The organism is Companilactobacillus kimchii DSM 13961 = JCM 10707 (assembly GCF_001435445.1).
In the GTDB taxonomy this organism is placed as follows: domain Bacteria; phylum Bacillota; class Bacilli; order Lactobacillales; family Lactobacillaceae; genus Companilactobacillus; species Companilactobacillus kimchii.
In genome coordinates, this window is the sequence record NZ_AZDH01000005.1 from 169636 (window position 1) to 189830 (window position 20195).

General features: G+C 35.6%; 25 protein-coding genes. 17 read left to right on the plus strand and 8 right to left on the minus strand.

What is annotated here, in order from left to right; all coding sequences use genetic code 11:
• Positions 1–77 precede the first annotated feature (77 nt).
• On the minus strand, positions 78–959 hold the full coding sequence (locus FC97_RS03365) for a LysR family transcriptional regulator (protein WP_054643927.1): 882 nt from the start codon (positions 957–959) through the stop codon (positions 78–80).
• Between the two features lie 120 nt (positions 960–1079).
• On the opposite strand from FC97_RS03365, the gene FC97_RS03370 reads away from it, so the two are divergent.
• The 3 genes from FC97_RS03370 to FC97_RS03380 all read left to right on the plus strand — a co-directional run bounded on the left by FC97_RS03370 (position 1080) and on the right by FC97_RS03380 (position 3374).
• The gene (locus FC97_RS03370; protein ID WP_054643928.1) at positions 1080–1748 is read left to right on the plus strand and encodes a flavodoxin; all 669 of its coding nucleotides are present in this window, start codon (positions 1080–1082) and stop codon (positions 1746–1748) included.
• 105 nt (positions 1749–1853) lie between these two features.
• The gene (locus FC97_RS03375) at positions 1854–2711 is read left to right on the plus strand and encodes an aldo/keto reductase (RefSeq protein ID WP_054643929.1); all 858 of its coding nucleotides are present in this window, start codon (positions 1854–1856) and stop codon (positions 2709–2711) included.
• A 15-nt stretch (positions 2712–2726) separates the two neighbouring features.
• The gene (locus FC97_RS03380) at positions 2727–3374 is read left to right on the plus strand and encodes an NAD(P)H-binding protein (RefSeq protein ID WP_054643930.1); all 648 of its coding nucleotides are present in this window, start codon (positions 2727–2729) and stop codon (positions 3372–3374) included.
• A 518-nt stretch (positions 3375–3892) separates the two neighbouring features.
• On the opposite strand, the gene gap is transcribed toward FC97_RS03380, so the two are convergent.
• Positions 3893–4921: a type I glyceraldehyde-3-phosphate dehydrogenase gene (gap, locus tag FC97_RS03385; protein WP_054643932.1), complete on the minus strand. Its 1029-nt coding sequence runs from the start codon at positions 4919–4921 to the stop codon at positions 3893–3895.
• Positions 4922–5047: 126 nt separating this feature from the next.
• Here gap and FC97_RS03390 point away from each other — a divergent pair, with 126 nt between their 5' ends.
• Positions 5048–5893, plus strand: a complete 846-nt coding sequence (locus tag FC97_RS03390) for a LysR family transcriptional regulator (protein WP_054643933.1) — start codon at positions 5048–5050, stop codon at positions 5891–5893.
• A gap of 57 nt (positions 5894–5950) precedes the next feature.
• On the opposite strand, the gene FC97_RS03395 is transcribed toward FC97_RS03390, so the two are convergent.
• The gene (locus tag FC97_RS03395) at positions 5951–6295 is read right to left on the minus strand and encodes a hypothetical protein (protein ID WP_054643934.1); all 345 of its coding nucleotides are present in this window, start codon (positions 6293–6295) and stop codon (positions 5951–5953) included.
• 208 nt (positions 6296–6503) lie between these two features.
• Here FC97_RS03395 and FC97_RS03400 point away from each other — a divergent pair, with 208 nt between their 5' ends.
• Positions 6504–7022: a DUF2798 domain-containing protein gene (locus tag FC97_RS03400; RefSeq protein WP_056967799.1), complete on the plus strand. Its 519-nt coding sequence runs from the start codon at positions 6504–6506 to the stop codon at positions 7020–7022.
• A gap of 162 nt (positions 7023–7184) precedes the next feature.
• The gene (locus FC97_RS03405; RefSeq protein ID WP_054643935.1) at positions 7185–7550 is read left to right on the plus strand and encodes a VOC family protein; all 366 of its coding nucleotides are present in this window, start codon (positions 7185–7187) and stop codon (positions 7548–7550) included.
• Here FC97_RS03405 and FC97_RS03410 read toward each other — a convergent pair.
• Complete coding sequence (locus FC97_RS03410) at positions 7547–7960, minus strand: Lrp/AsnC family transcriptional regulator (protein ID WP_054643936.1); 414 nt, start codon at positions 7958–7960, stop codon at positions 7547–7549. The two genes, FC97_RS03405 and FC97_RS03410, sit on opposite strands and share 4 nt — an antisense overlap.
• Positions 7961–8031: 71 nt before the next feature.
• On the opposite strand from FC97_RS03410, the gene FC97_RS03415 reads away from it, so the two are divergent.
• Complete coding sequence (locus tag FC97_RS03415; RefSeq protein WP_056967800.1) at positions 8032–8985, plus strand: zinc-binding dehydrogenase; 954 nt, start codon at positions 8032–8034, stop codon at positions 8983–8985.
• Positions 8986–9024: 39 nt separating this feature from the next.
• Here FC97_RS03415 and FC97_RS03420 read toward each other — a convergent pair whose 3' ends face one another.
• The gene (locus FC97_RS03420; RefSeq protein WP_054643937.1) at positions 9025–9867 is read right to left on the minus strand and encodes a LysR family transcriptional regulator; all 843 of its coding nucleotides are present in this window, start codon (positions 9865–9867) and stop codon (positions 9025–9027) included.
• 123 nt (positions 9868–9990) lie between these two features.
• Here FC97_RS03420 and FC97_RS03425 point away from each other — a divergent pair, with 123 nt between their 5' ends.
• The 3 genes from FC97_RS03425 to FC97_RS03435 all read left to right on the plus strand — a co-directional run bounded on the left by FC97_RS03425 (position 9991) and on the right by FC97_RS03435 (position 11532).
• On the plus strand, positions 9991–10833 hold the full coding sequence (locus FC97_RS03425; RefSeq protein WP_054643938.1) for an alpha/beta fold hydrolase: 843 nt from the start codon (positions 9991–9993) through the stop codon (positions 10831–10833).
• A gap of 131 nt (positions 10834–10964) precedes the next feature.
• The gene (gene mazE / locus FC97_RS03430; protein ID WP_025085595.1) at positions 10965–11192 is read left to right on the plus strand and encodes a type II toxin-antitoxin system PemI/MazE family antitoxin; all 228 of its coding nucleotides are present in this window, start codon (positions 10965–10967) and stop codon (positions 11190–11192) included.
• Complete coding sequence (locus FC97_RS03435; RefSeq protein ID WP_054643939.1) at positions 11185–11532, plus strand: type II toxin-antitoxin system PemK/MazF family toxin; 348 nt, start codon at positions 11185–11187, stop codon at positions 11530–11532. The genes mazE and FC97_RS03435 overlap by 8 nt, the downstream gene beginning before the upstream one ends.
• Positions 11533–11586: 54 nt before the next feature.
• Here FC97_RS03435 and FC97_RS03440 read toward each other — a convergent pair whose 3' ends face one another.
• Both FC97_RS03440 and FC97_RS03445 read right to left on the minus strand, forming a co-directional pair.
• Entirely contained in the window at positions 11587–12990 is a 1404-nt protein-coding gene (locus FC97_RS03440; RefSeq protein ID WP_054643940.1) for an APC family permease, read from the minus strand.
• Positions 12991–13392: 402 nt separating this feature from the next.
• Positions 13393–14313, minus strand: coding sequence for a helix-turn-helix transcriptional regulator (locus FC97_RS03445; protein ID WP_054643941.1), 921 nt, complete (start codon positions 14311–14313; stop codon positions 13393–13395).
• Positions 14314–14395: 82 nt separating this feature from the next.
• On the opposite strand from FC97_RS03445, the gene FC97_RS03450 reads away from it, so the two are divergent.
• The 7 genes from FC97_RS03450 to FC97_RS03485 all read left to right on the plus strand — a co-directional run bounded on the left by FC97_RS03450 (position 14396) and on the right by FC97_RS03485 (position 19673).
• Complete coding sequence (locus FC97_RS03450; protein ID WP_054643942.1) at positions 14396–15040, plus strand: FMN-dependent NADH-azoreductase; 645 nt, start codon at positions 14396–14398, stop codon at positions 15038–15040.
• A 75-nt stretch (positions 15041–15115) separates the two neighbouring features.
• Entirely contained in the window at positions 15116–15349 is a 234-nt protein-coding gene (locus tag FC97_RS03455; protein WP_025085591.1) for a cytochrome b5 domain-containing protein, read from the plus strand.
• Between the two features lie 138 nt (positions 15350–15487).
• On the plus strand, positions 15488–16339 hold the full coding sequence (locus FC97_RS03460; RefSeq protein WP_054643943.1) for an SDR family oxidoreductase: 852 nt from the start codon (positions 15488–15490) through the stop codon (positions 16337–16339).
• Between the two features lie 21 nt (positions 16340–16360).
• Positions 16361–17398, plus strand: coding sequence for a zinc-dependent alcohol dehydrogenase family protein (locus FC97_RS03465; RefSeq protein WP_054643944.1), 1038 nt, complete (start codon positions 16361–16363; stop codon positions 17396–17398).
• A gap of 13 nt (positions 17399–17411) precedes the next feature.
• Complete coding sequence (locus FC97_RS03470) at positions 17412–18008, plus strand: NAD(P)H-binding protein (RefSeq protein WP_054643945.1); 597 nt, start codon at positions 17412–17414, stop codon at positions 18006–18008.
• 322 nt (positions 18009–18330) lie between these two features.
• Entirely contained in the window at positions 18331–19209 is an 879-nt protein-coding gene (locus tag FC97_RS03480; RefSeq protein WP_054643947.1) for a LysR family transcriptional regulator, read from the plus strand.
• Between the two features lie 92 nt (positions 19210–19301).
• Positions 19302–19673: a nuclear transport factor 2 family protein gene (locus tag FC97_RS03485; RefSeq protein ID WP_054643948.1), complete on the plus strand. Its 372-nt coding sequence runs from the start codon at positions 19302–19304 to the stop codon at positions 19671–19673.
• Between the two features lie 37 nt (positions 19674–19710).
• Here FC97_RS03485 and FC97_RS03490 read toward each other — a convergent pair whose 3' ends face one another.
• Positions 19711–20169, minus strand: a complete 459-nt coding sequence (locus FC97_RS03490; protein WP_054643949.1) for a nitroreductase family protein — start codon at positions 20167–20169, stop codon at positions 19711–19713.
• Positions 20170–20195: the final 26 nt, after the last annotated feature.

The following is a 20195-nucleotide window of genomic DNA, read 5'->3' on the forward strand; positions in this document are numbered from 1 at the left end:
TTGAAAAAATTCGCAACGAATAACAAAAAAATACGTAAAAGGCCCTTGGATTCGATCCAAGGGTCTTTTTGAATGTATTAATTTAAATGTTTGTCCCAAGCTTCATTCATTGTTTTTAAAATAGAATTAATGTTTTTCTTTTGATTTTTTAAGTAGGCTGCATAAAAATCAACTTTAGCGGCATCATCGCTAATAGGGACGTTGATTTGGTCGTGACCTTCTATTTCTAATTTGCGGTCAATTTTAGAAATGTTAGTTGTGAAATAGGGGAAATCAGAATACTTGGTAATTTCCCGGAAAGCTTCTTGTTGATCCTGATACAAGAATTTAGCATCAGGGATCTGTTTCTCGGTAATATCTTTCCAAATACCAATATCAGCGATGACAATAAAGCTCAAGCCCTTAAGATCAACAAAAGAAACTGATTTTTTATTAGCCAAAAGAGTAAATTGATTTAAATTAACAGAAAGCTCTTCCGTTCCGATAAAGCGTGACTCGATATCATCGGTCATTATCTCCTGATTGGTTAGTACAAAAGAGTAATTGTGATTCAAAAGTTCTTTAGTTACGTCTTTAGGATTCATTAAGTTATCGTCAATATCGATTTTTGCTTGAGCCAATTTAGAACTTTTTAAGTGACGTAATAGGATTAAAGGACCAGGAGCAACGGCACCAATGCGGACATTCTTGTGGTTATAGTCGTATTTTTGCACGGTATCAATAAAGCTGTTGTTTTGGTCGATGACTTTTTGAGCTTCTTTAGCGGCCAGCTCTCCAGTTTTAGTTAATGTAATTCGGTTAGGCTGGCGATCAAAGATTTCAACATCTAATTCTTCTTCTAATTTTTGCATCCCTCGGGTAACAGTAGGTTGAGTCACCATCAAGTGTTCAGCCGTAGCGGCCAGAGTTCCATATTTTTTAAATGTCACTAATTCCTCAAGTAAATAATTATCAATCATCATATATGCCTCGTAGTATACGCTGCATACATACTAGCATATCTATCTAGTAATTTTCAAACCATAAGTCTGGTCATAGAATGTATTCATAAAGTTAATAAGCATTTAGGAGGAACATTTATGGATATGAAGTCAAAATTGGGTCCGGTAGTAGGTCAAATAAATAATCAGGATATTCGAGCAAATCAACTATTACGTAGAGACCTTTCAGTTTGGGAAGGTGGACGTTATACTCCTTCTGATGGAGATGATACTAATCAAAATAGTGGAGCTGTCCGTAAATTAACCGATAAAGCTAAAAGTATTGTTATTTATTGGTCACGTTCAGGATCAACTGAATTGTTAGCCAGTAAAATAGCCAATATAGCTAACAGCGATATTTTAGAAATCACTTTGAAAGAACCATATCCTACCGATTATCTAGAAACCAGATCACGCGCTAATTTTGAACGTGAAAATGATCTTCCTCCAGAATTGAATATGGAATTACCCGATTTGAGTCAGTATGAAACCGTCTTTTTAGGCTATCAAACTTGGGCCATGACATTAAGCCAACCGATGAAATCTTTCCTATTAAATTATGGTTCTAAATTATCTGGTAAGAGAATCGTACCTTTTGAGACTCAAGGTGGTTTTGGTAGTGGTGATAGTGAAGATCTAATCAGGCAAATCCTTGCTCAAGAGGGTAGTACAAAAAATAGTTTTGAACGAGCATTAGTTGTAGATGGTAATATGGTTGATCGTTCAAACAAGGTGATTGATCGTTGGTTTAATAGGATTGATAGGTAGAGAATACGCAGTGCGTATACTAGCATATCAATTTAGTAATTTTCAAAAAGCTATTGGGGCCATAGAATAAGATTCATAAAGTAAATAACGACGAGGTAGAAAATAATGCAAACAGTTAAATTAAATAATGGAATTGAAATGCCGCAATTAGGATTTGGAGTTTTCCAAGTAACAGATTTAGAGCAATGTAAACAAGCCGTGTTAGATGCAATTAATGCTGGTTATCGTTTGATCGATACAGCCGCAGCTTATCAAAATGAAACAGCCGTAGGTGAAGCTATCAAAGAAAGTGGTGTCGACCGCAAAGATTTGTTCATCACTTCAAAATTATGGGTTTCCGACTTCACTTATGACAGAGCAAAAAAGGGTATTGAAACTTCTTTGAAGAATTTAGGCGTAGATTATATCGATATGTATCTTTTACACCAACCATATGGCGACACAATTGGCGCTTGGAGAGCTTTAGAAGAGGCTTATAAGGCTGGGAAGATTCGTGCTATCGGTGTTTCAAACTTTTACGCTGACCAATTGAAGAATTTGGAATTGACGACCGAGATCAAACCAGTTGTGAACCAAATTGAAGTTAACCCATGGTATCAACAGAACTCAGAAGTCGACTTTGCCCAAAGAGAAGATATTACAGTTGAAGCCTGGGCACCATTCGCTGAAGGTAAACATGACATCTTTACTAATGAAACAATTGCCCAGATTGCTAAAAAGTATGGCAAGTCTAATGGGCAAGTAATTTTAAGATGGTTATTGCAACGCGGTATTGTCGTAATTCCTAAGTCAGTTCATGTTAATAGAATTAAGGAAAATATTGATGTCTTTGATTTCGAATTAACTGCCGACGAAATGCAAACAATGGCTAACTTGGATAAAGGTGAGAGTCAATTCTTTGACCACCGTGATCCTGTTACAATTGAACAAATCTTTGGTTCAAGTTTAGCTAAATTAAAGTAATTAGGAGAAATTTAAATGACAAAAGTATTAATTTTAGGTGCTAATGGACAAATTGCTCGTATCGTTGAAGAACGGTTATTAAAAGAACAATCAGATGTAGAATTGACTTTATTTTTACGTAATAGCCAACGATTAGCAGATTTGGACGATAATAAAAATGTAACACTTGTTGACGGCGATATTGCTGACTACGATGCAGTTAATGCTGCTATGAAAGGTCAAGACGTAGTTTATATTGCGATGGTTGACCACACTAAAGATAATGTCATTACTAACAACGTAATCAAATCAATGAAAGAAAATAATGTTGACCGTATTATCGAATCAAGTTTGTTAGGACTTTATCATGAAGTTCCTGGTGAATTCGGTCGTTGGAATGATGAGATGGTTCAAAGTGGTTTGGCCGCAGCTATTAATGCTGACAAACTCTTATCTGAATCTGGTCTAACTTACACTACCTTACGTTTTCCATGGTTGAATGATCGTGATGAAGTTAAATATACGATTACTCACAGAAATGACCAATATGTTGGTGTTTCAGGTTCTCGCCAAAGTATGGCAGATGTAATTGTTAAAATTATTGCTGATCCAGAATATTTGAAAAACGATTCTGTTGGTATCGCTGATGTTGATACACAAGGTGAAAATCGACCGGTTTATTAGAATTATGGTAGAGAAAGAAGCTAAGATCTCCTATTTTGAGGGGGTCTTAGCTTCTTTTTTGATAATTGTTTAAAATTTATTACAAAGACCATACAACTCTATCTGTAATTTTATCAAAATAGTACAATAAAATTACAAAAACTTAGTGTGTTCCCTTCGCCTGTTCTTAAAACTGGAGGTGTTGCAAATGAATTTTTTGCATCGAATCCTAGTCTAATTATAGGAGTTAACTTTGGAATATCTTTCCATTGTATTCTTGATCTTAGTGATTATATTGCTATTGATCAAGGAAACAAAGCGTTAGATACAAAAAAGGGCCAGACACTAGAGATGTCTGACCTGAATAGCATTTAGTTTCATCAAATATTTTGGCGAAGACATTAAGATTTTTGGGACTGAAGATGGCTGTCTTTAGTCTTTTTTAATATCTTCGTTTACAGGTAAATAATATCATGAAATACTAAATGATATCAATTAATTCTTCTTGATATACAAGCTTTGTAGTAAGTTGAATTTCCTTATTTCAAACTAGCATATTTTTCAAGTGAACGGATCATTTGAGCAGTGAAACCTGATTCGTTGTCATACCAAGCAACTGTTTTAACTAATTGACTTGAGCCTGATCCAACAACTTGTGTTTGAGTAGGGTCAAAGATTGAACCAAAGCTAGTACCGATAACATCTGATGAAACGATTTCGTCATCATTGTAGCCGAATGATTGACTGCCATCAGTGTACTTTTTAACTGCTTCATTAACTTGATCAACGGTAACTTCTTTATCCAAAGTTGTTACTAATTCAGTAACTGAACCTGTGATTGTTGGTACACGTTGAGCATGTCCATCCATTTTGCCTTTCAAATCTGGAATAACTAAGCCGAGAGCTTTAGCTGCACCAGTTGAATGAGGGATGATGTTTTCAGCAGCGGCACGAGCAGCACGAACATTTCCGTTACGTTCTGGACCATCTTGCAACATTTGTGTAGCTGTATAAGCGTGAACAGTTGTCATAGAACCTGCTTTGATGCCAAATTCCTTGTTCACAGCATTGGCTAATAGTGCAATACAGTTAGTTGTACATGAACCAACGGAAGCAATTCTGACGTCGTTTGTTAGAGTATCGTCGTTAACTCCGTAAACAATAGTAGGCATTTGGCCTGATGGGGCAGAAATCATAACACGTTTGGCACCAGCATCAAGATGAGCTTGAGCTTTCTCAGTTGAAGTGTAGAAGCCTGTACATTCAAGAACAATATCAACACCATCATTTGCAACCCACTTCAAATCACGGGCATCTCTTTGTGCGTAAACGGGAATACGTTTATTGTCGTAAATAATAGCGTTGTCTTCATTACTGATTGAATCAATTTTAAAGTTACCATGAGCTGTATCGTATTTTAATAAGTGAGCCAACATATGTGGTGATGTCAAATCGTTAATTGCAACAACTTCCAAATCTGTTTTACCTTGATCTTGAAGTTCGGCGATTCTTCTAAAAGCTAGACGACCAATACGGCCGAATCCATTAATACCAATTTTTGTTGTCATAATTAATTCCTCCTCGTTGTCTTTCTCTTAACTTACAAGTACAGTATATGAAGTATTGGGTATATAATAAACTACGAGAATGAGAAATCTAATATATGAAAAAGTGATATCCAAGAGGTCGATTATATGAATATAGATACTTTTAAGATGATTATTGCAATCGCCCAGAGTGGTAGTATTTCTGGAGCCGCAGATCAGTTGGGTTATGCTCAATCTAATATTTCCGCTAGGGTTCATCAATTAGAAGCCGATTTAGAAACTTCGCTGTTTTATAGAACGAACCGTGGGGTCATTTTAACTGATGATGGCACTAAATTTTACAAAAAAGCCGTTGAGATAGTTAATTTAACTGAAGATACAATTAACCAATTGCAACATCCTAAAGTGATCGAGGGTGATCTCAAGATTGGTACCTTGCAAGCAGCATCCGCCACTTATTTACCACCGATATTGACACAATATCATCAAGCTTTTCCAAAAGTTCGTTTAACAATTGAAACAGGAAATCCGACTGACAATATCGATCATGTTTTGGATTATGAATTGAATGGGGCAGTGATTGGGGAAAATATTGAGAATCCTGCTTTGAATTTCATACCTTTAACAAAGGAAAAACTTTGTATTGTTTCCGTTACTCCTAAATTGCCAGATTTAAAGACAGCACCATTTTTAGTTTTTCAAACTGGATGCGTTTATCGGGATGTCGTTGACGATTGGTTGAAATCGCAAGGTTTAGTGATTCATGAGGCAATTGAGTTCAATTATTTAGATGCTGTTATGGCAAGTGCTTGCGCAGGTCTAGGAATTGCGATTGTACCCGAAAAGATTGCAGATTCATTTGTTAAAAATCATTTATTGTATAAGACAGAATTACCCGCAGAATTTTCAGAGATTCAATTACGTTTTATCTATCGCAAGGATTACTTGATCAATAAACCATTTGAAGAATTCATTAACATTCTTAAAAGATAGTTGGATAACTAATAGATATAAAAAAGCTGAGAATAATATTCCCAGCTTTTTTACATATTATATTGTGAAAACACCATTATCAAATGGTAATTCGACAACAACATTATCAGTTAAGGTAAATTCCTTTACGCTTTCAAAAACCTTTTTAAAATCAGTGGCTTCGTCATCGCTAAAAAGCTCCATAATTTTTTTCATAATGTCATCTTTATCCATTGAAGTATGAAATTTGTAGAAGTCTAATACTTTTCCAGTAGAGTTCATAGCAACAAAAGCACTGCTGCTGTTCTTACTAGTATATAAGTAACAAACGTTATCTAAATAACCAGTCGCTTCTTTTTTATAAAGTTCCAAGTTATCCAATCCAATATTTGATAATTTAACAAACTTAGTTTGTTTATCCATTGTTATACCTGCATTTTCTATTTTATTTACGATATCTATGTATAAGTTATTTTGAGTTTGATAAGACCTTTTGTCAAATGTCATTCTATAATCCGAAATGCAAGCGGTTTACTTAATTTGTAACACAATTGTAACTTATGAAGAAATTTTTAACGTGATATATTAAGTACCTGTTGTTAAATATGTAATTAAATATAGGAGTGTGCAAATGCCACGTAATTTAAAAGAAGAAATTGTATTCACAGCCATTATGGCCGGATTGATGGTTCTAGTAATGACGGGATATAATGTTGCCATGGCTCAGGGGCTCAGCAGTGAGTTGCCAATGGCAATTTTAAGTGCCTATCCACTAGGTTTAGGTGTCGCTATCGTATTGGATCTACTAATTGTTGGACCAATCGCTAAAGGATTAGCTTTCAAATATATTATTAATGATTATATGAAGAAAAATACTGCTTTGATCGGTATTACAATCTCAGTTTTGATGGTTCTTGGAATGGTAACTTTGATGTCATTCTTCGGAATCGCCGTTGAAGGTAAGTTGTCTCAAGGACATGTACTAGCTACTTATGGTCATACTTGGATCTTTAACTTGATTGTTGCTTTACCTCTACAACTATTGATTGTTGGACCAATTGCTCGTGGAGTATTGGGTAAAATGCAAAAGGCAGTTGCTAAAGTTGAAGAAACAGAAGCAGAATCCAAAGCAACTAAAGAAGAAATTTAGTTTAAATCCGTTAATCCAAAAGGCTTCATCACATTCAATTGTTGAGTGTGATGAAGCCTTATTTTTTTAAGTGATTGATAAAAAAGTCTTAATTTAATGTATTCGAAATGAGCATTACTTTCGTTAGAATGATCTAGTCAATTAGTTGAGGAGGACTTTATAATGAAGAATAATAATATTAGTTGGTTTGAAATTGGAACTGATGACCCTAAAGAAACAATGGACTTTTACACAAAGATGTTTGGCTGGAGATTTCAAGAATATACAGATATGGAAAATGAATACTTCAATATTATTGAGCCAGGTAATGAATTTCCTACAGGTGGGATTTTAAATACTGCGCATAAGATACCCGAATATTCAACATTTTATACTTTAGTTAATGATGTACCTGTAGCCATTGATCAAGCTAAGGAAAATGGTGGTAAAGTTATCTGGGGTCCCGTAACTGATAAAACGGGACTAACTTTTGCTCGTTTAGAGGATAATGGTGGTCATCAATTTGGACTATTTTCTGCAGGTAATTAGATTAATTCTGAAATTACGTTAAGAACTTGGTAATTAGCGTATTGACCTAGTTCAATGAGAAAATCATCAAGCTCTGAATTAGAACGAAAGGCACCATGAATCATGTAATTCATTTGTCCAGATATCTTATAATGGTGACGAATGGAGTTTTGTTTAGAATGAATAAAATTTAGATACTTCTTGTTACTGCGATAACCCATCTTGGTTTGAATGAAAACCTGATGTGTATATCCCAACTTTTCTAAGTTAACTTCGATGGTATATTTCCTAATAATCTTTTCATCTTCCAGTTGCTCAAGACGGGAGGCAACGGCCGGAGGAGTTAAATTAACGAGCTCAGCAAGTTTGTTCTTTTTGATACGACTATCCCGGTTAAGGTGTTTTAGAATTTTGAGGTCAGTACTATCCATTTTTTTCATTCTTTCTATTTTAGCGTTTAACTATATTATACGATAATAATTTTTATCAATGGGAGGATTTTATGAAAGCAGTAGTTGTTTATGAGCCAGGAAGTCCAGATGTTTTAAAATATACTGATGTTCCTACCCCGAAGGTTAAACCGGGATGGTCATTAGTAAAAATTAAGGGCTTCGGTATTATCCACTCAGAAATATTTACTAGACAAGGAAAATCTCCATCGGTTAAATTTCCTAGAATTTTAGGAATTGAATGTGTGGGAGTAGTTGACCAAACAACAGATGAGACACGTTTGCCTGAAGGTACAAAGGTTATTTCAATGAACGGTGAAATGGGACGTGACTTTGATGGTAGTTATGCTGAATATGCATTATTGCCAAATGATCAAATCCATCCAGTCACAACTAATTTGTCTTGGGAAGATTTAGCGGCCGTACCGGAAACCTATCACACGGCATATCGAGCTTTATTACAACTTCAAATTGATAAGGCTGATTCTTTATTAATCCGTGGTGGTACCAGTGGTGTAGGTATTGCAGCTATGAAATTAGCTCGAGCAATTAATCCACAAATTAAAGTTACTGGTACATCTAGACATGAAGTTCCAGATGAAGTAATCAATAAATTAAAGTATGATCGATTTGTTTTGGATGATAATCAGAAATTGAAAATGGATTATCAAGTAGATCGAATTTTAGACTTGGTCGGGGCAGCCACAGCAATTGATTCGATGAATAATTTGAAACCATTCGGTATTGCAAGTATTACAGGTAATATGGGAGGAGTTTGGGATATTAAAAACTTTGATCCAGTTACCGCAATACCTAATGATAGATACATGACCTCTTTTGCTAGTTACACAATTGACGAAGGGCAGTTGAATGATTTATTACACTTAATAGAAGAGAAGCATGTAGATGTTCATCCAGTTAAGATTTTCAAATTGAATCAATTACCAGAAGCACATCGGTTCTTAGAGAATCAAACGGAACCTGGTAAGGTTGTTGTTTTACCATAATGATAAAAATAGCAGTCATTGGACAGAATCCGATGGCTGCTATTTTAAATTCTCCAAAAATTGCTTAAATGAGTGAGTAATAATGTAATCTTTTCGGTAAATAAAAGAAATTGGCAAGGTTGAAAATTGTTCTGGTAGTTCGACTTTCTTGAGAGTTCCTTGATCTAAGTAAGGTTGGATGACCTTTTGTGGTAGGAGACTGATACCTAAACCGGCACTAACACTGGCAATAATAGCATTTAGATAATTAAACTCGATGGGATGATGGATCATGATCTGTTTTGAATCTAGCCAATTTTCCAAGGTCTTACGATAAGCGCAACCAACTGGAAAAACCAATAAAGAAGAATTTTCAACGTCAATATCGGATGTATTGGCTGTTACTAAACACAGTTTCTCAGACATCAATGGTAGACTAACAAGTTTTTGATCACTAACTTTACCACCGATAATTGCGCCATCCAGTTCATAGTTGATAACCCTTTGCGCACTTAATAAAGTTGTGCCAGTCTCGATTGAGAGTTCGACTTGAGGATTCTGTTGGTGAAATTTGGACAGTATTTGAGGCAGAAAAGTCGAAGCTGCTGTCTGTAAAGTGCCAATTTTCAAATTACCATGGATCTCTTCAGGATGTTGCAATTGATTGATGGCATCGTCAGTCAGACTGACAATTTTAATAGCTTTAGCGTAGAAGTCTTTACCGTTATCAGTCAAAGTAATGCCACGGTTAGTTCGAAAGAATAATTTAGTGTGTAAATCAATTTCCAGTTGTCGCAATTTGGCAGAAATATTTGATTGTGCGTATCCCATTTCTGCGGCAGCGCCGGAGATACTGCCTTTTTGAGCGATAGTAATAAACATTTGTAGAGTATTAGTGTTCATATTTAGCCTCTGGTATATGAATTTTGGTATGGCTAGTTTCTCATTACTGTAGTTTATTATATATCCAAACGACCATATACTGTTCTTGTAAATTAATTCAGACAAAAAACGAGGTCGCTAAATATGAAATTTTCAACAATCAAAGTAAATGGATTAGATGTTTTTTACCGTGAAAGTGGTGATAATAGTAAACCAACATTCTTGTTACTACACGGATTTCCAACTGCCAGTCATATGTTTAGAAATTTGATGCCAATGTTGGAGAATGATTTTCATGTAATTGCTCCAGATTTTATCGGATTTGGTCAATCAGCTGCGCCTGAACATACAAAATTTGATTATACCTTTGCCAACTTAACCAATTATGTCGATGGATTCTTAGATGTCATGGGAATTGATAAATTTTATCTTTATGTTTTCGATTATGGTGCACCAATTGGATTTAATATTGCTCCTAAATATCCAGAAAGAATTTTGGGAATTGTCAGTCAAAACGGTAATATCTACCAAGAAGGATTAGGCAAAAAGTGGGAAGGCCGCAAAGATTATTGGCAAAATCCTACACCAGAATTACGTGAAAGCTATAAGTCAGCGTTTCAACCAGCAACAATTAAGGGTCAATACACTGGTGGGGAAAAAGAGGGAAGCGTGTCCCCAGATGGATATACTTTGGACATTCACTACACAGAATTTCCCGATTATGCCGAAAGACAATCAGATCTGATTTTTGATTATCAAAGTAATGTAGCTAATTATCCTAAATACCAAAAATATGTGAAAGATTATCAACCAGAGATTATTGCGGCTTGGGGTAAGAACGATCCTAGTTTCATATATCAAGGTGCTCAAGCCTTTGCCAAAGATGATAAGAATGCAGAAGTACATTTGTTAGATGGTGGTCATTTTGTTTTAGAAACACATTGGCAAGAAATCGGTCAATTGATTTTGAACAGATGGGCTAAATAAAAAACGGAACATAACATGTTCAACTTTTTAACAGGAAAGACTATGTTTCAAATTTTTTTCGTACTTATAAGTATAGGGAGTTGATTACAAATTGGTATCAATATATACTTCGTATATACGGAGGCGATGATATGAGTGTTAAAGCAAGGAAAGTAGGTAATTCTAAAGTTTTTACTATACCTCAAAATATAAAACCGACCGATGGAGAATATGAAGTGTTTCAAGGCCGTCATGGTTCAATCGTGTTCTCTCCCAAGAAAACCAATATTTTTAAAGATAAAAAGTTCCTTAAAGAACATGATCTTAAACAAAAAGAAGAATTCAACGATGAATCAATAGGAGAGGAAGAAATTGACTGAATATATTCCTGAAAAACAGGACGTAGTGTGGCTAAATTTCAATCCATCATCGGGTAAAGAGATTGGGAAAAGACGTCCGGCCTTAGTTTTGAGTAATAAAGAATATAGTAAAGTTACAAATTTAGTCTTGGTTTGTCCAATAACTCATGCCAAGAAGAATCATTTAAGAATGACAGGCTTACTTATCCCCACTACGGAAGTTTTGGGAATAGATGGGTTTATAAATCCTCTACAGATACATACCTTTGATTATAAAGCTCGAAAGATTGATAAAATTGGAGAGTTAGATGATAGTACCTTTTTTGATGTTATTAGAATAGTTAATGACATAATAGAATAAAAGCAAAAAGAGTAACGTTTCTATGTTTAAAGAAACGTTACTCTTTTTGTAATCTTACTTATCCTGTTGTAGTTTAGAATGTCTGATTCCGTAGGCAAAGTAGAAAATCACGCCTAGAATTAACCAGCAGGAAACGGATACCTTAGTTAAGTTAGGCAACATTACGATAAAGTAAACACTGAATAGTCCCGAAAGTATTGGTAATACTGGATATAATGGCATTTTGAAACCGTCGTTAGGAATGTCTTTACGATGTCTCAAGGGAATAACTCCGAATGAGATAAAGGCAAATGCTAATAACGTTCCGGCATTAATCAAGGAAGCTAATTGTGTTAATGGTACTAAAGCTGCGAAGAACGTTTGGATAATGGTTGCGATGATAATGGCGTTAGTTGGTACAGCACGTTTAGAACTAACGTGACCTAAGAACTTGGGTAGTAGACCGTCACGTCCAAGCGCGTAAACTAATCTGGAACCACCGAAGAACATTGTGATCATAGCTGTAAAGATACCGATCAGAGCACCTAACGTAATAATTTTATTCCAGGCACCCAGATGAATAACTTTCAATGCATAGGCCGCTGGATCGTCAACGTTCAATTTAGTATAGTGAACGATTCCTGTTAGAACGAAAGAAAAGGCCACATATAGTATGACTGCTACAATAACAGTTCCAATAATACCTTTGACGACGTTCTTACCTGGATCAACCGTTTCAGCTGAATTAGCTGCTAAAGCATCGAAGCCGATGAAAGCAAAGAAGACAGTAGCGGCAGCGGTAGAAATACCACCCAGACCGAATGGTGATGAATGGAATTTAGCTGGATAGAATGGTACATAATTGGATGTCTTAATATAGAAAACTCCGACTACGATGAAGAGAATGATAATCGCCACTTTAACGACTACGGCAATATTTTCAATTCGCTTAGATAAGTCAACACCGTGAAAAATAATGAAAGAAACAATCAAAACGATAAGACCAGCAGTTAAATTAATAGCGCCACCTTCTAAAGGCCCGGCCTGTAAGGCTTTTGGTAAAGTAATGCCAAAGGCCGCTAAGATGTTGTCATTGAAGTACGAGGCAAAACCGGTAGCTTCGGCTGAAACAGCCAAGAAATATTCAAGGATTAAAGCCCAACCGAGTAGCCAACCGACGAATTCACCATATATAACAGAACCAAAGGAATAGGCTGAACCGGCAACTGGCATAGCGGACGAGAATTCAGCGTAAGCCATACCCACCATTCCAGAGACTAACGCTGCTACCAAAAAAGCAATAACAACGGCTGGTCCTGCATGCAGGGCTGCTTCATGTCCTGGTAAAATGAAAATCCCTGTACCAATAACAGCACCAATTCCAAGTGCAACTAGGTCTTTAGCGTGCAAAGTTCTCACCAAGTGAGAATCAGCTTTGACATAGTTTTCAACACTTTCTTTTTTAAAAATATTTTTCATGAAAATCCCCCTAATAAAAAAGAAAAACGTAATTTTCATTATTACCCAAATGTTAAACAAGCACAACTTATTTTTTAACTTTATTAAAGAAAGATTAAGAAAAACAACATCTGGTGAGCAAGATATGTGAAAGAAGATCGCACTTCGTGAGACAATATAATTGTAAATTGTATTTCCAAAAGAGTATGATTTATCAAATCAAGATAAATTAAAGAGCTAATGGAAAGGATGACATTATGTTACAAATCATGGGGTTATCATCAATCGTATTATTGACATTAATTTTCAAGAAATTGGAGAGTACTCCTGCAGTGTCTCCAGTTAGAATTAATCGTAAATAATTGAATATAAATTAAATATAGAGGGAACTTCGTTAACGTAATTTGTTGATGGAGTTCTTTTTTAGTATTGGTCGATAATTTTTTGTAGTTCATTCAAATAGGAATTCTTTAAAGCTTGAGGATAGTTGATTTTGACGTTATTACCTAAGGAAAGAAGATATTGAACCATGTAGTCGAATTCTTCTTGATTGTAACCGCCGTAGAGATAGTATTGACTGTCAATTCGTTTCAGTTTCATATTAGGATAATTATTCTTTTGGAATAATTCGACACCAAGTGGAGTCAGACTGCATTCAAAAGGGATGTTATGGTAGTTTTTTTCATAATCATTCTGAATTTTTTGCAGTTGTATGTGAGTTAGAGTTGGTTGGGTACGGTTGAGTGAGCAATCTTCCATTTGATCACAACGATAGGTGGCCCATTTCTTATTTTCAAAATTATAAATATTACAGAACCAAATTCCGTGACGATATAACAGATCGAATATTTGAATCGTTTGTTTCTTATTATGAAAGGTTAAGTTCAAGGCAGTTTCTTCCAAAATTGATTGCAAAATAATATTTAAATCAGTTGGGGCCGAAATGGAGGGAATCTTATAATATTGAACGGATTGTTGAAGTTTAACGACGGCCTGCTGTTGAATTTTGGGTAGGGTAGCCATTAGTTTGTCAGAAATATGTTTGTAAGGTTTTTCAAATGGAGTGGCAGAAAGAGAGCTTAGAGCGTTGAGAGCAAAGAAAATGGCGTTGATTTCTTCAAGATTGAAGGTTAAGGGAATCAATAGTTGGCGATTAATAATGTGAAAACCACCATAACGGCCATTTTCGGTGTAAAAACTTAATCCCATATCTTCGAGGTCAGTAATGTCACGTAAGGCTGTCCGTTTGGAGATTTGAAATTCAGTCACTAAGTCGTTGATGTGGAAGATTGATTTGTTACTGAGAAAAATTAGTTCTTGATTGAGTCGTTCAGCTTTATTCATTTTTATTTCCTTAATGGTGTCATAGATTGTCACTATTGAATTGTAGTATTAACTTATCAATTAAGACAAGGATGAATTAAAAATGAAAACATTAATTATTAACGCTCAACCAGATTTTCGTAATGGAGATCATTATTCAATTAAGCTGCAACAACTATTTCTTAAAAAATTTCAAATAGCCTTTCCTAATGAAACGGTTGATCTAATCAATCTTTATGATATGGAGATTCCTCAGTTAACCACAGATCAACTTTTAGGTATTTGGGAAAAACAGGCTAAGCACATTACTTTAAATGATGAAGAAAAGCAAATTTTCCAAATAAATCAGGATTTGATTCAACAATTTAAATCCCATCACCGAATTGTTATCGCTTCACCACTTCATAATTTCAATGTAACTTCTAAGATGAAAGATTATATCGACAATATCTTAGTGGCACATGAAACTTTCAAATATACAGCCGCAGGTTCGGTAGGTTTGATGACAGATAATTATAAAGCAATGTTACTTCAAGCTAGTGGCTCGATTTATACAAACAATGACCGCTATACACCATTAGAATTCTCTAGAATGTACTTGCAAGGTATCTTTGAAGAACTCATGGGCTTTGACAAATTCTCAATTGTGCGTGCTCAGGGATTGCAAACTAATAGTATCGATGTTAACGAAGCTATGGCACAAGCCAAAAATGATTTAGATGTTGAATTCAACAAATTTTACGAGTGATAAAAATGTTCTTTTGCGTCTGAAACATGGCATAATAAAGCTAGATTCGACAAATTATAAAGTGAGGTTGATTAGATGAAGCAATTTACACTTGAAGAATTAAAAAAATATAATGGTGAAAATGGCCAACCAGCTTATGTAGCTATCGACGGAGTTGTCTACGATGTAACTGATGTGGAACCTTGGCAAGGTGGGAAACATCATGGCAACGTTGCTGGTAATGATTTGTCTGAGGCTATTATGAAGTCACCACATAAACATTCAGTTTTAGCAAAATTAAATGAAGTTGGAAAATTGGAAGAACGCTAGTGGGCGTTCTTTTTTTGTCTTTATTCATAAGTTAAACTTATCAATCACCTTTGAATTTGAAATTGGTTGAAACAGGATTTGCTTGTAAGATATCACTTGTAAGTTAAGTTGATAAAACAAGTAAGAGGTAAATATATAATGAATAATGAAGTTGTCGTATTGTTTGGTGCCGGTTCAATCGGTGAAGCAATTGTTAGAAGAGTTTCAGCTGGTCGTAAGTTATTACTAGCTGATTATAATGAAAATAAATTGACTGAAATGAAGGAACATTTAACGGAAGCAGGCTTTGTAGTAGAAACAATCAAGGCAGATCTTTCTTCCAGAGAGTCTATTAAAGAAGTAGTTGCAAAGGCCCAATTTCTTGGCGATATTATGGGATTGGTCAATGCAGCTGGAGTTTCACCTTCACAAGCTAGTCCTGAACAAGTTTTGAGAGTAGATCTTTATGGAACTTCGGTTTTATTGGAGGAATTTGGTAAAGTAATGGCTCCCGGCGGAGCAGGAATCGTGATCTCATCACAATCGGGTCATCGTTTGCCAGCTTTGTCACTAGAGGATAATCATGCTTTGGCAATGACACCGACTGAAGAATTATTAAATCTATCAATTTTACAGTCAGATGTTATCAAAGATTCGCTGGCAGCGTATCAATATGCTAAACGGACTAATGTTTTACGAGTAGCCGCCGAATCAGTTAAGTGGCAAAAACGTGGTGCTAGAATCAATGCAATTAGTCCTGGTATTATCATGACACCGTTAGCTGTTGATGAATTGAACGGACCACGTGGCGCAGGCTACAAGCAAATGTTTGATTCAATGGTTACGAAACGTCCGGGAACACCAGATGAAATTGCTAATTTGGCCGAATTATTGATGGATCGTCGTGGCGCATTTATTACCGGAAGTGATTTTCTAGCTGATGGCGGCATTACCGCTCAGTATTGGTATGGCAATGTTTCAGAAGTACGTAACAGTGGATCACAAAAATAAATTTTTGAGGAGATTTTAATTATGAAAGCAGCAACCTTTGTAGAACCAGGAAAAATGGAAATTAGAGAATATGCTAAACCAGAAATTCAAAAACCAACCGATGCAATTATTAAAATTGTTCGTGCCTGTGTTTGTGGGTCTGACCTTTGGTGGTACCGTGGTATTTCAAAACGTGAACCAGGTTCAACTGTAGGACATGAAGCAATTGGTATCATTGAAGCTGTTGGTTCAGAAGTTAAGGATGTCAAAGTAGGCGACTTTGTAATTGCTCCGTTTACACATGGTTGTGGTCACTGTGCTGCTTGTCTAGCTGGCTTTGATGGTGATTGTTTGAACCAAGAAGCCGGTGGTAACGGTGGTTATCAAGGTGAATACTTGAGATTTACTAATGCTAACTGGGCTTTAGTTAAGATTCCTGGTCAACCAGAAGATTACTCTGATGATATGCTTAATAACTTTTTGGCTTTAGCTGATGTTATGGCAACAGGTTTTCATGCTGCAACTAGTGCCGAAGTTAAAAAAGGCGACACTGTCGTTGTTATGGGTGATGGTGCTGTTGGTTTGAGTGGCGTTCTTTCCGCTCATCTATTAGGCGCTAAGAGAATTATCGCAATGAGTCGTCATGAAGATAGACAAAAGTTAGCTAAAGAGTTTGGTGCAACGGATATTATTCCTGAACGTGGAGATGAAGCAGTTGCCAAAGTCATGGAATTAACTGGTACCGGTGCTGATGCAGTTCTTGAATGTGTCGGAACAGAACAATCAGTTGATACAGCGATTAAAGTGGGCCGCCCTGGTGCTGTCGTTGGCCGCGTTGGTGTACCTCAAAAAGCCGAAATGAATACAAATAATCTTTTTTGGAAAAATATAGGATTACGTGGTGGAATTGCCTCAGTAACAACTGATGATAAGAATATCTTATTGGACGCTGTTTTAAGTGGCAAAATTAATCCCGGAAAAGTCTTTACTAAGAGATTTACACTGGATGAAATTCAGGATGCATATGAAGCAATGGATAAACGTACAGCTATCAAATCCTTGATTGTTGTAAGTGATTAATAGGAGAATAATTATGAAAAAAGTTTTGATTATTGGAGCAACTGGTACGATTGGAAATGCAGTTCGTCAAACACTTTTAAATGAAACTGATGATCAATTAACTTTATTTGCTAGAAGCGCTAATCGGTTGAATGCCAGTGATCGTGAAAAAGTCATAGCTGGAGATGTAACTAAAGATGATGATTTAGATAAAGCTATCGCTGGGCAAGATGCAGTTTTTGTCGCCTTAAGTGGTAACCTTGGTAAATTTGCTAAAAAGATTGTTGCAGCAATGGATCGTAATAACGTTTCACGTTTGTTGTTCATTACGTCAATGGGTATTTATGATGAAATACCCGCTTCGATTGGTGCCAGTGGTAATTTGAGTAGTAATTCAATGCTACGTTCATATCGTGAAGCAGCGGATGTGGTTGAAGGTTCTGATTTGAATTACACAGTTATTCGCCCAGGCTGGTTTACTAATGGTCCCGTTGATTATGAAATTACAAGGAAAGGTGAACCCTTTGGAGGACATGACGTTTCAATCAGTTCAATCGCTGATTTTGTAAAGAATGCTATTGCTGATGATAGTTACTATTCACATGATAGTGTTGGTTTAAATACAAAATAAGAAAAAGTAGCCTCTTTGATAGAGACTACTTTTTTTTAGGATAAATTAGATGGTAGCAAATATAATCAAACGCGGTGACTAATAATGTGACTGAAAGAAGCCACCCGAATGGATCTTTGAAATTAAGACTGATATCAAAATTGTAAACTCCATGATTGATAGCAACATTTTTTATAGCGTATGCAATGATTAAGGCCCATAACACTGTAGTTAATATAGAAGTATACTTACGCATATTATCATTTCCTTTTAGTGAAATTGTTTATAATATTAATAATAGTTTAGGAATATGCAAATTAATAGTAAAAATTGAGGTGTACGAATGTTTCAACAGATGCAGTACTTTATAGCAATTGTGAAAAATCACAGTTTTACGCAAGCAGCAGTTGATTGCAATATTTCTCAGTCAGCTATTTCACAACAGATGAAAGAGTTGGAGAGTCGTTTGGGCGTGAAATTGTTGAATCGAAAAGGACGTAGTTTCGAAGTAACTGAGGCTGGTCAATATTTTTATACGCATAGTCAGGATGTTTTAGCTGATGTTGATCAATTAGTTAAGAATACTATCAAGATTGAAAAAAATGATGAAGTGGAACTTCGTGTTGGTTATTTGAAAAGTTTTGGAACGACCGAATTCTTACAAGCAGTATCCAAATTTACGCAGGAGTTTCCTAAGGTCAAAATCAAGATTAGCAGTGGTACTCACGAAGAGCTTTATGAGTTGTTACGTACAAATAAATTGGATCTAAATTTCTCGGATCAACGTCGTGCTTTATCGAATGAATATCAAAATGAGTTTTTGACATCTAGTGAATTTATGGTTGCAGTAAATCATTCTTTACCGGTTGATGATAGAAAAATTGATATCGCTGATTTGGCTGATATCTCGTGTATTCTGATTTTAGATGGTAATCAGCAGGAAGCTGAAGAAGAATATTATCGGAATGTTTTAGGTGTGAAGAGTGAACTCATCTTGGCAAAAAATTATGACGAGGCTCAGATGTTGATTGCTTCTAATCAAGGTTATTTGATAATTAATCGTCGGATGCGTAAGCAATTGGATCAAGACATCGTGAAAATGATTTCTTTAGTAAAGGGTGATCGCAAGTTGATTCAAAATTATTACGCCTATTGGCAAGCTGATAATTCTGGTTATTATATCGAAACGTTTGCAGATTTATTGAAACAAAGTTTTGCATAACTTTTACTTATGGATAGTCCTTAATTTTAGAATAGTTTAAGTGTGAAAATGTTGGTATCATGCTTTTTGTAAGTTAAGAAAGCGTGATAGAAATGACAGATAAAGAAACAATTATGCAATTATACCGTGATGAAAATACAGCAATGGTAAAAAAAGATATTAATCGTTTAAACGAAATTTTAGCCTCATCAATGACTTTGACTCATATGACGGGTTACGTTCAACCAAAATTAGAATGGATTGATCAAATTCAAAACGACGAAATGCAGTATTTATCTTCTAAAGAAGATGATATCAAGAGTATTGAGATTAATGGTAGCAAGGCTAGTTTAGTGGGTCAAAATCAGGTTCAAGCTAAGATTTGGGGTGGAGGTGTAAACACTTGGTCCTTACAAATGAAAATGTATTATGAGAAAAAGAATGGCGAATGGATTATTATTAATCAAATTGCCAGCACATACTAAAAAAGATAGCTGATTGAAATTAGCTATCTTTTTGATATTATTTAACGATATTTATTTTAATACGATCTAAAGGAATTTCACGTGGGACAAATTTTTCATCTGTTTGTCCTAAAGTTAGAGCGAAGATGCCTCTGAATCCGGTAGGTAAAACGTTGTTAGGAATTGAACCAACGCTAGACATATTGTAATTAGCACCTAATCCTTGATCCTCAGCGGCCAATTCCATGTTGTGAACGATGGCCCCAGCTGAAACATCCTCCATGGCATCAGGGTCTTCAGCAGAAACCACAATAACAGTTGGAGCATCGTAGATACCACTCATTTTATTTAGAATATCTGGATTTTGAATAACTGTAAGACGATAGTTGTCGTATTCACCCATGCCGACGGGACCAGCATTAGCAGCAAGTAAAATCTTATTTAATTGTTCATCAGTAATTTGACCGATATAGTGACGAACGGCCTTGCGTGAACGGATCATTTTTTCAGTTTCCATATATCAACACTCCCTTATTATGTTTC

Excerpts from the sequence above, each read along its gene's own strand:
- gap (WP_054643932.1), bottom strand. The coding sequence starts at position 4,921 with ATGACAACAAAAATTGGTATTAATGGATTCGGCCGTATTGGTCGTCTA.
- FC97_RS03405 (WP_054643935.1), top strand. The coding sequence starts at position 7,185 with ATGAAGAATAATAATATTAGTTGGTTTGAAATTGGAACTGATGACCCT.
- FC97_RS03485 (WP_054643948.1), top strand. The coding sequence starts at position 19,302 with ATGACAGATAAAGAAACAATTATGCAATTATACCGTGATGAAAATACA.
- FC97_RS03390 (WP_054643933.1), top strand. The coding sequence starts at position 5,048 with ATGAATATAGATACTTTTAAGATGATTATTGCAATCGCCCAGAGTGGT.
- FC97_RS03460 (WP_054643943.1), top strand. The coding sequence starts at position 15,488 with ATGAATAATGAAGTTGTCGTATTGTTTGGTGCCGGTTCAATCGGTGAA.
- FC97_RS03425 (WP_054643938.1), top strand. The coding sequence starts at position 9,991 with ATGAAATTTTCAACAATCAAAGTAAATGGATTAGATGTTTTTTACCGT.
- FC97_RS03490 (WP_054643949.1), bottom strand. The coding sequence starts at position 20,169 with ATGGAAACTGAAAAAATGATCCGTTCACGCAAGGCCGTTCGTCACTAT.
- FC97_RS03450 (WP_054643942.1), top strand. The coding sequence starts at position 14,396 with ATGAAAACATTAATTATTAACGCTCAACCAGATTTTCGTAATGGAGAT.
- FC97_RS03455 (WP_025085591.1), top strand. The coding sequence starts at position 15,116 with ATGAAGCAATTTACACTTGAAGAATTAAAAAAATATAATGGTGAAAAT.
- FC97_RS03375 (WP_054643929.1), top strand. The coding sequence starts at position 1,854 with ATGCAAACAGTTAAATTAAATAATGGAATTGAAATGCCGCAATTAGGA.
- FC97_RS03470 (WP_054643945.1), top strand. The coding sequence starts at position 17,412 with ATGAAAAAAGTTTTGATTATTGGAGCAACTGGTACGATTGGAAATGCA.
- FC97_RS03370 (WP_054643928.1), top strand. The coding sequence starts at position 1,080 with ATGGATATGAAGTCAAAATTGGGTCCGGTAGTAGGTCAAATAAATAAT.
- FC97_RS03415 (WP_056967800.1), top strand. The coding sequence starts at position 8,032 with ATGAAAGCAGTAGTTGTTTATGAGCCAGGAAGTCCAGATGTTTTAAAA.
- FC97_RS03445 (WP_054643941.1), bottom strand. The coding sequence starts at position 14,313 with ATGAATAAAGCTGAACGACTCAATCAAGAACTAATTTTTCTCAGTAAC.
- FC97_RS03380 (WP_054643930.1), top strand. The coding sequence starts at position 2,727 with ATGACAAAAGTATTAATTTTAGGTGCTAATGGACAAATTGCTCGTATC.
- FC97_RS03410 (WP_054643936.1), bottom strand. The coding sequence starts at position 7,960 with ATGGATAGTACTGACCTCAAAATTCTAAAACACCTTAACCGGGATAGT.
- FC97_RS03395 (WP_054643934.1), bottom strand. The coding sequence starts at position 6,295 with ATGGATAAACAAACTAAGTTTGTTAAATTATCAAATATTGGATTGGAT.
- FC97_RS03420 (WP_054643937.1), bottom strand. The coding sequence starts at position 9,867 with ATGAACACTAATACTCTACAAATGTTTATTACTATCGCTCAAAAAGGC.
- FC97_RS03440 (WP_054643940.1), bottom strand. The coding sequence starts at position 12,990 with ATGAAAAATATTTTTAAAAAAGAAAGTGTTGAAAACTATGTCAAAGCT.
- FC97_RS03365 (WP_054643927.1), bottom strand. The coding sequence starts at position 959 with ATGATTGATAATTATTTACTTGAGGAATTAGTGACATTTAAAAAATAT.
- FC97_RS03480 (WP_054643947.1), top strand. The coding sequence starts at position 18,331 with ATGTTTCAACAGATGCAGTACTTTATAGCAATTGTGAAAAATCACAGT.
- mazE (WP_025085595.1), top strand. The coding sequence starts at position 10,965 with ATGAGTGTTAAAGCAAGGAAAGTAGGTAATTCTAAAGTTTTTACTATA.
- FC97_RS03465 (WP_054643944.1), top strand. The coding sequence starts at position 16,361 with ATGAAAGCAGCAACCTTTGTAGAACCAGGAAAAATGGAAATTAGAGAA.
- FC97_RS03400 (WP_056967799.1), top strand. The coding sequence starts at position 6,504 with ATGCCACGTAATTTAAAAGAAGAAATTGTATTCACAGCCATTATGGCC.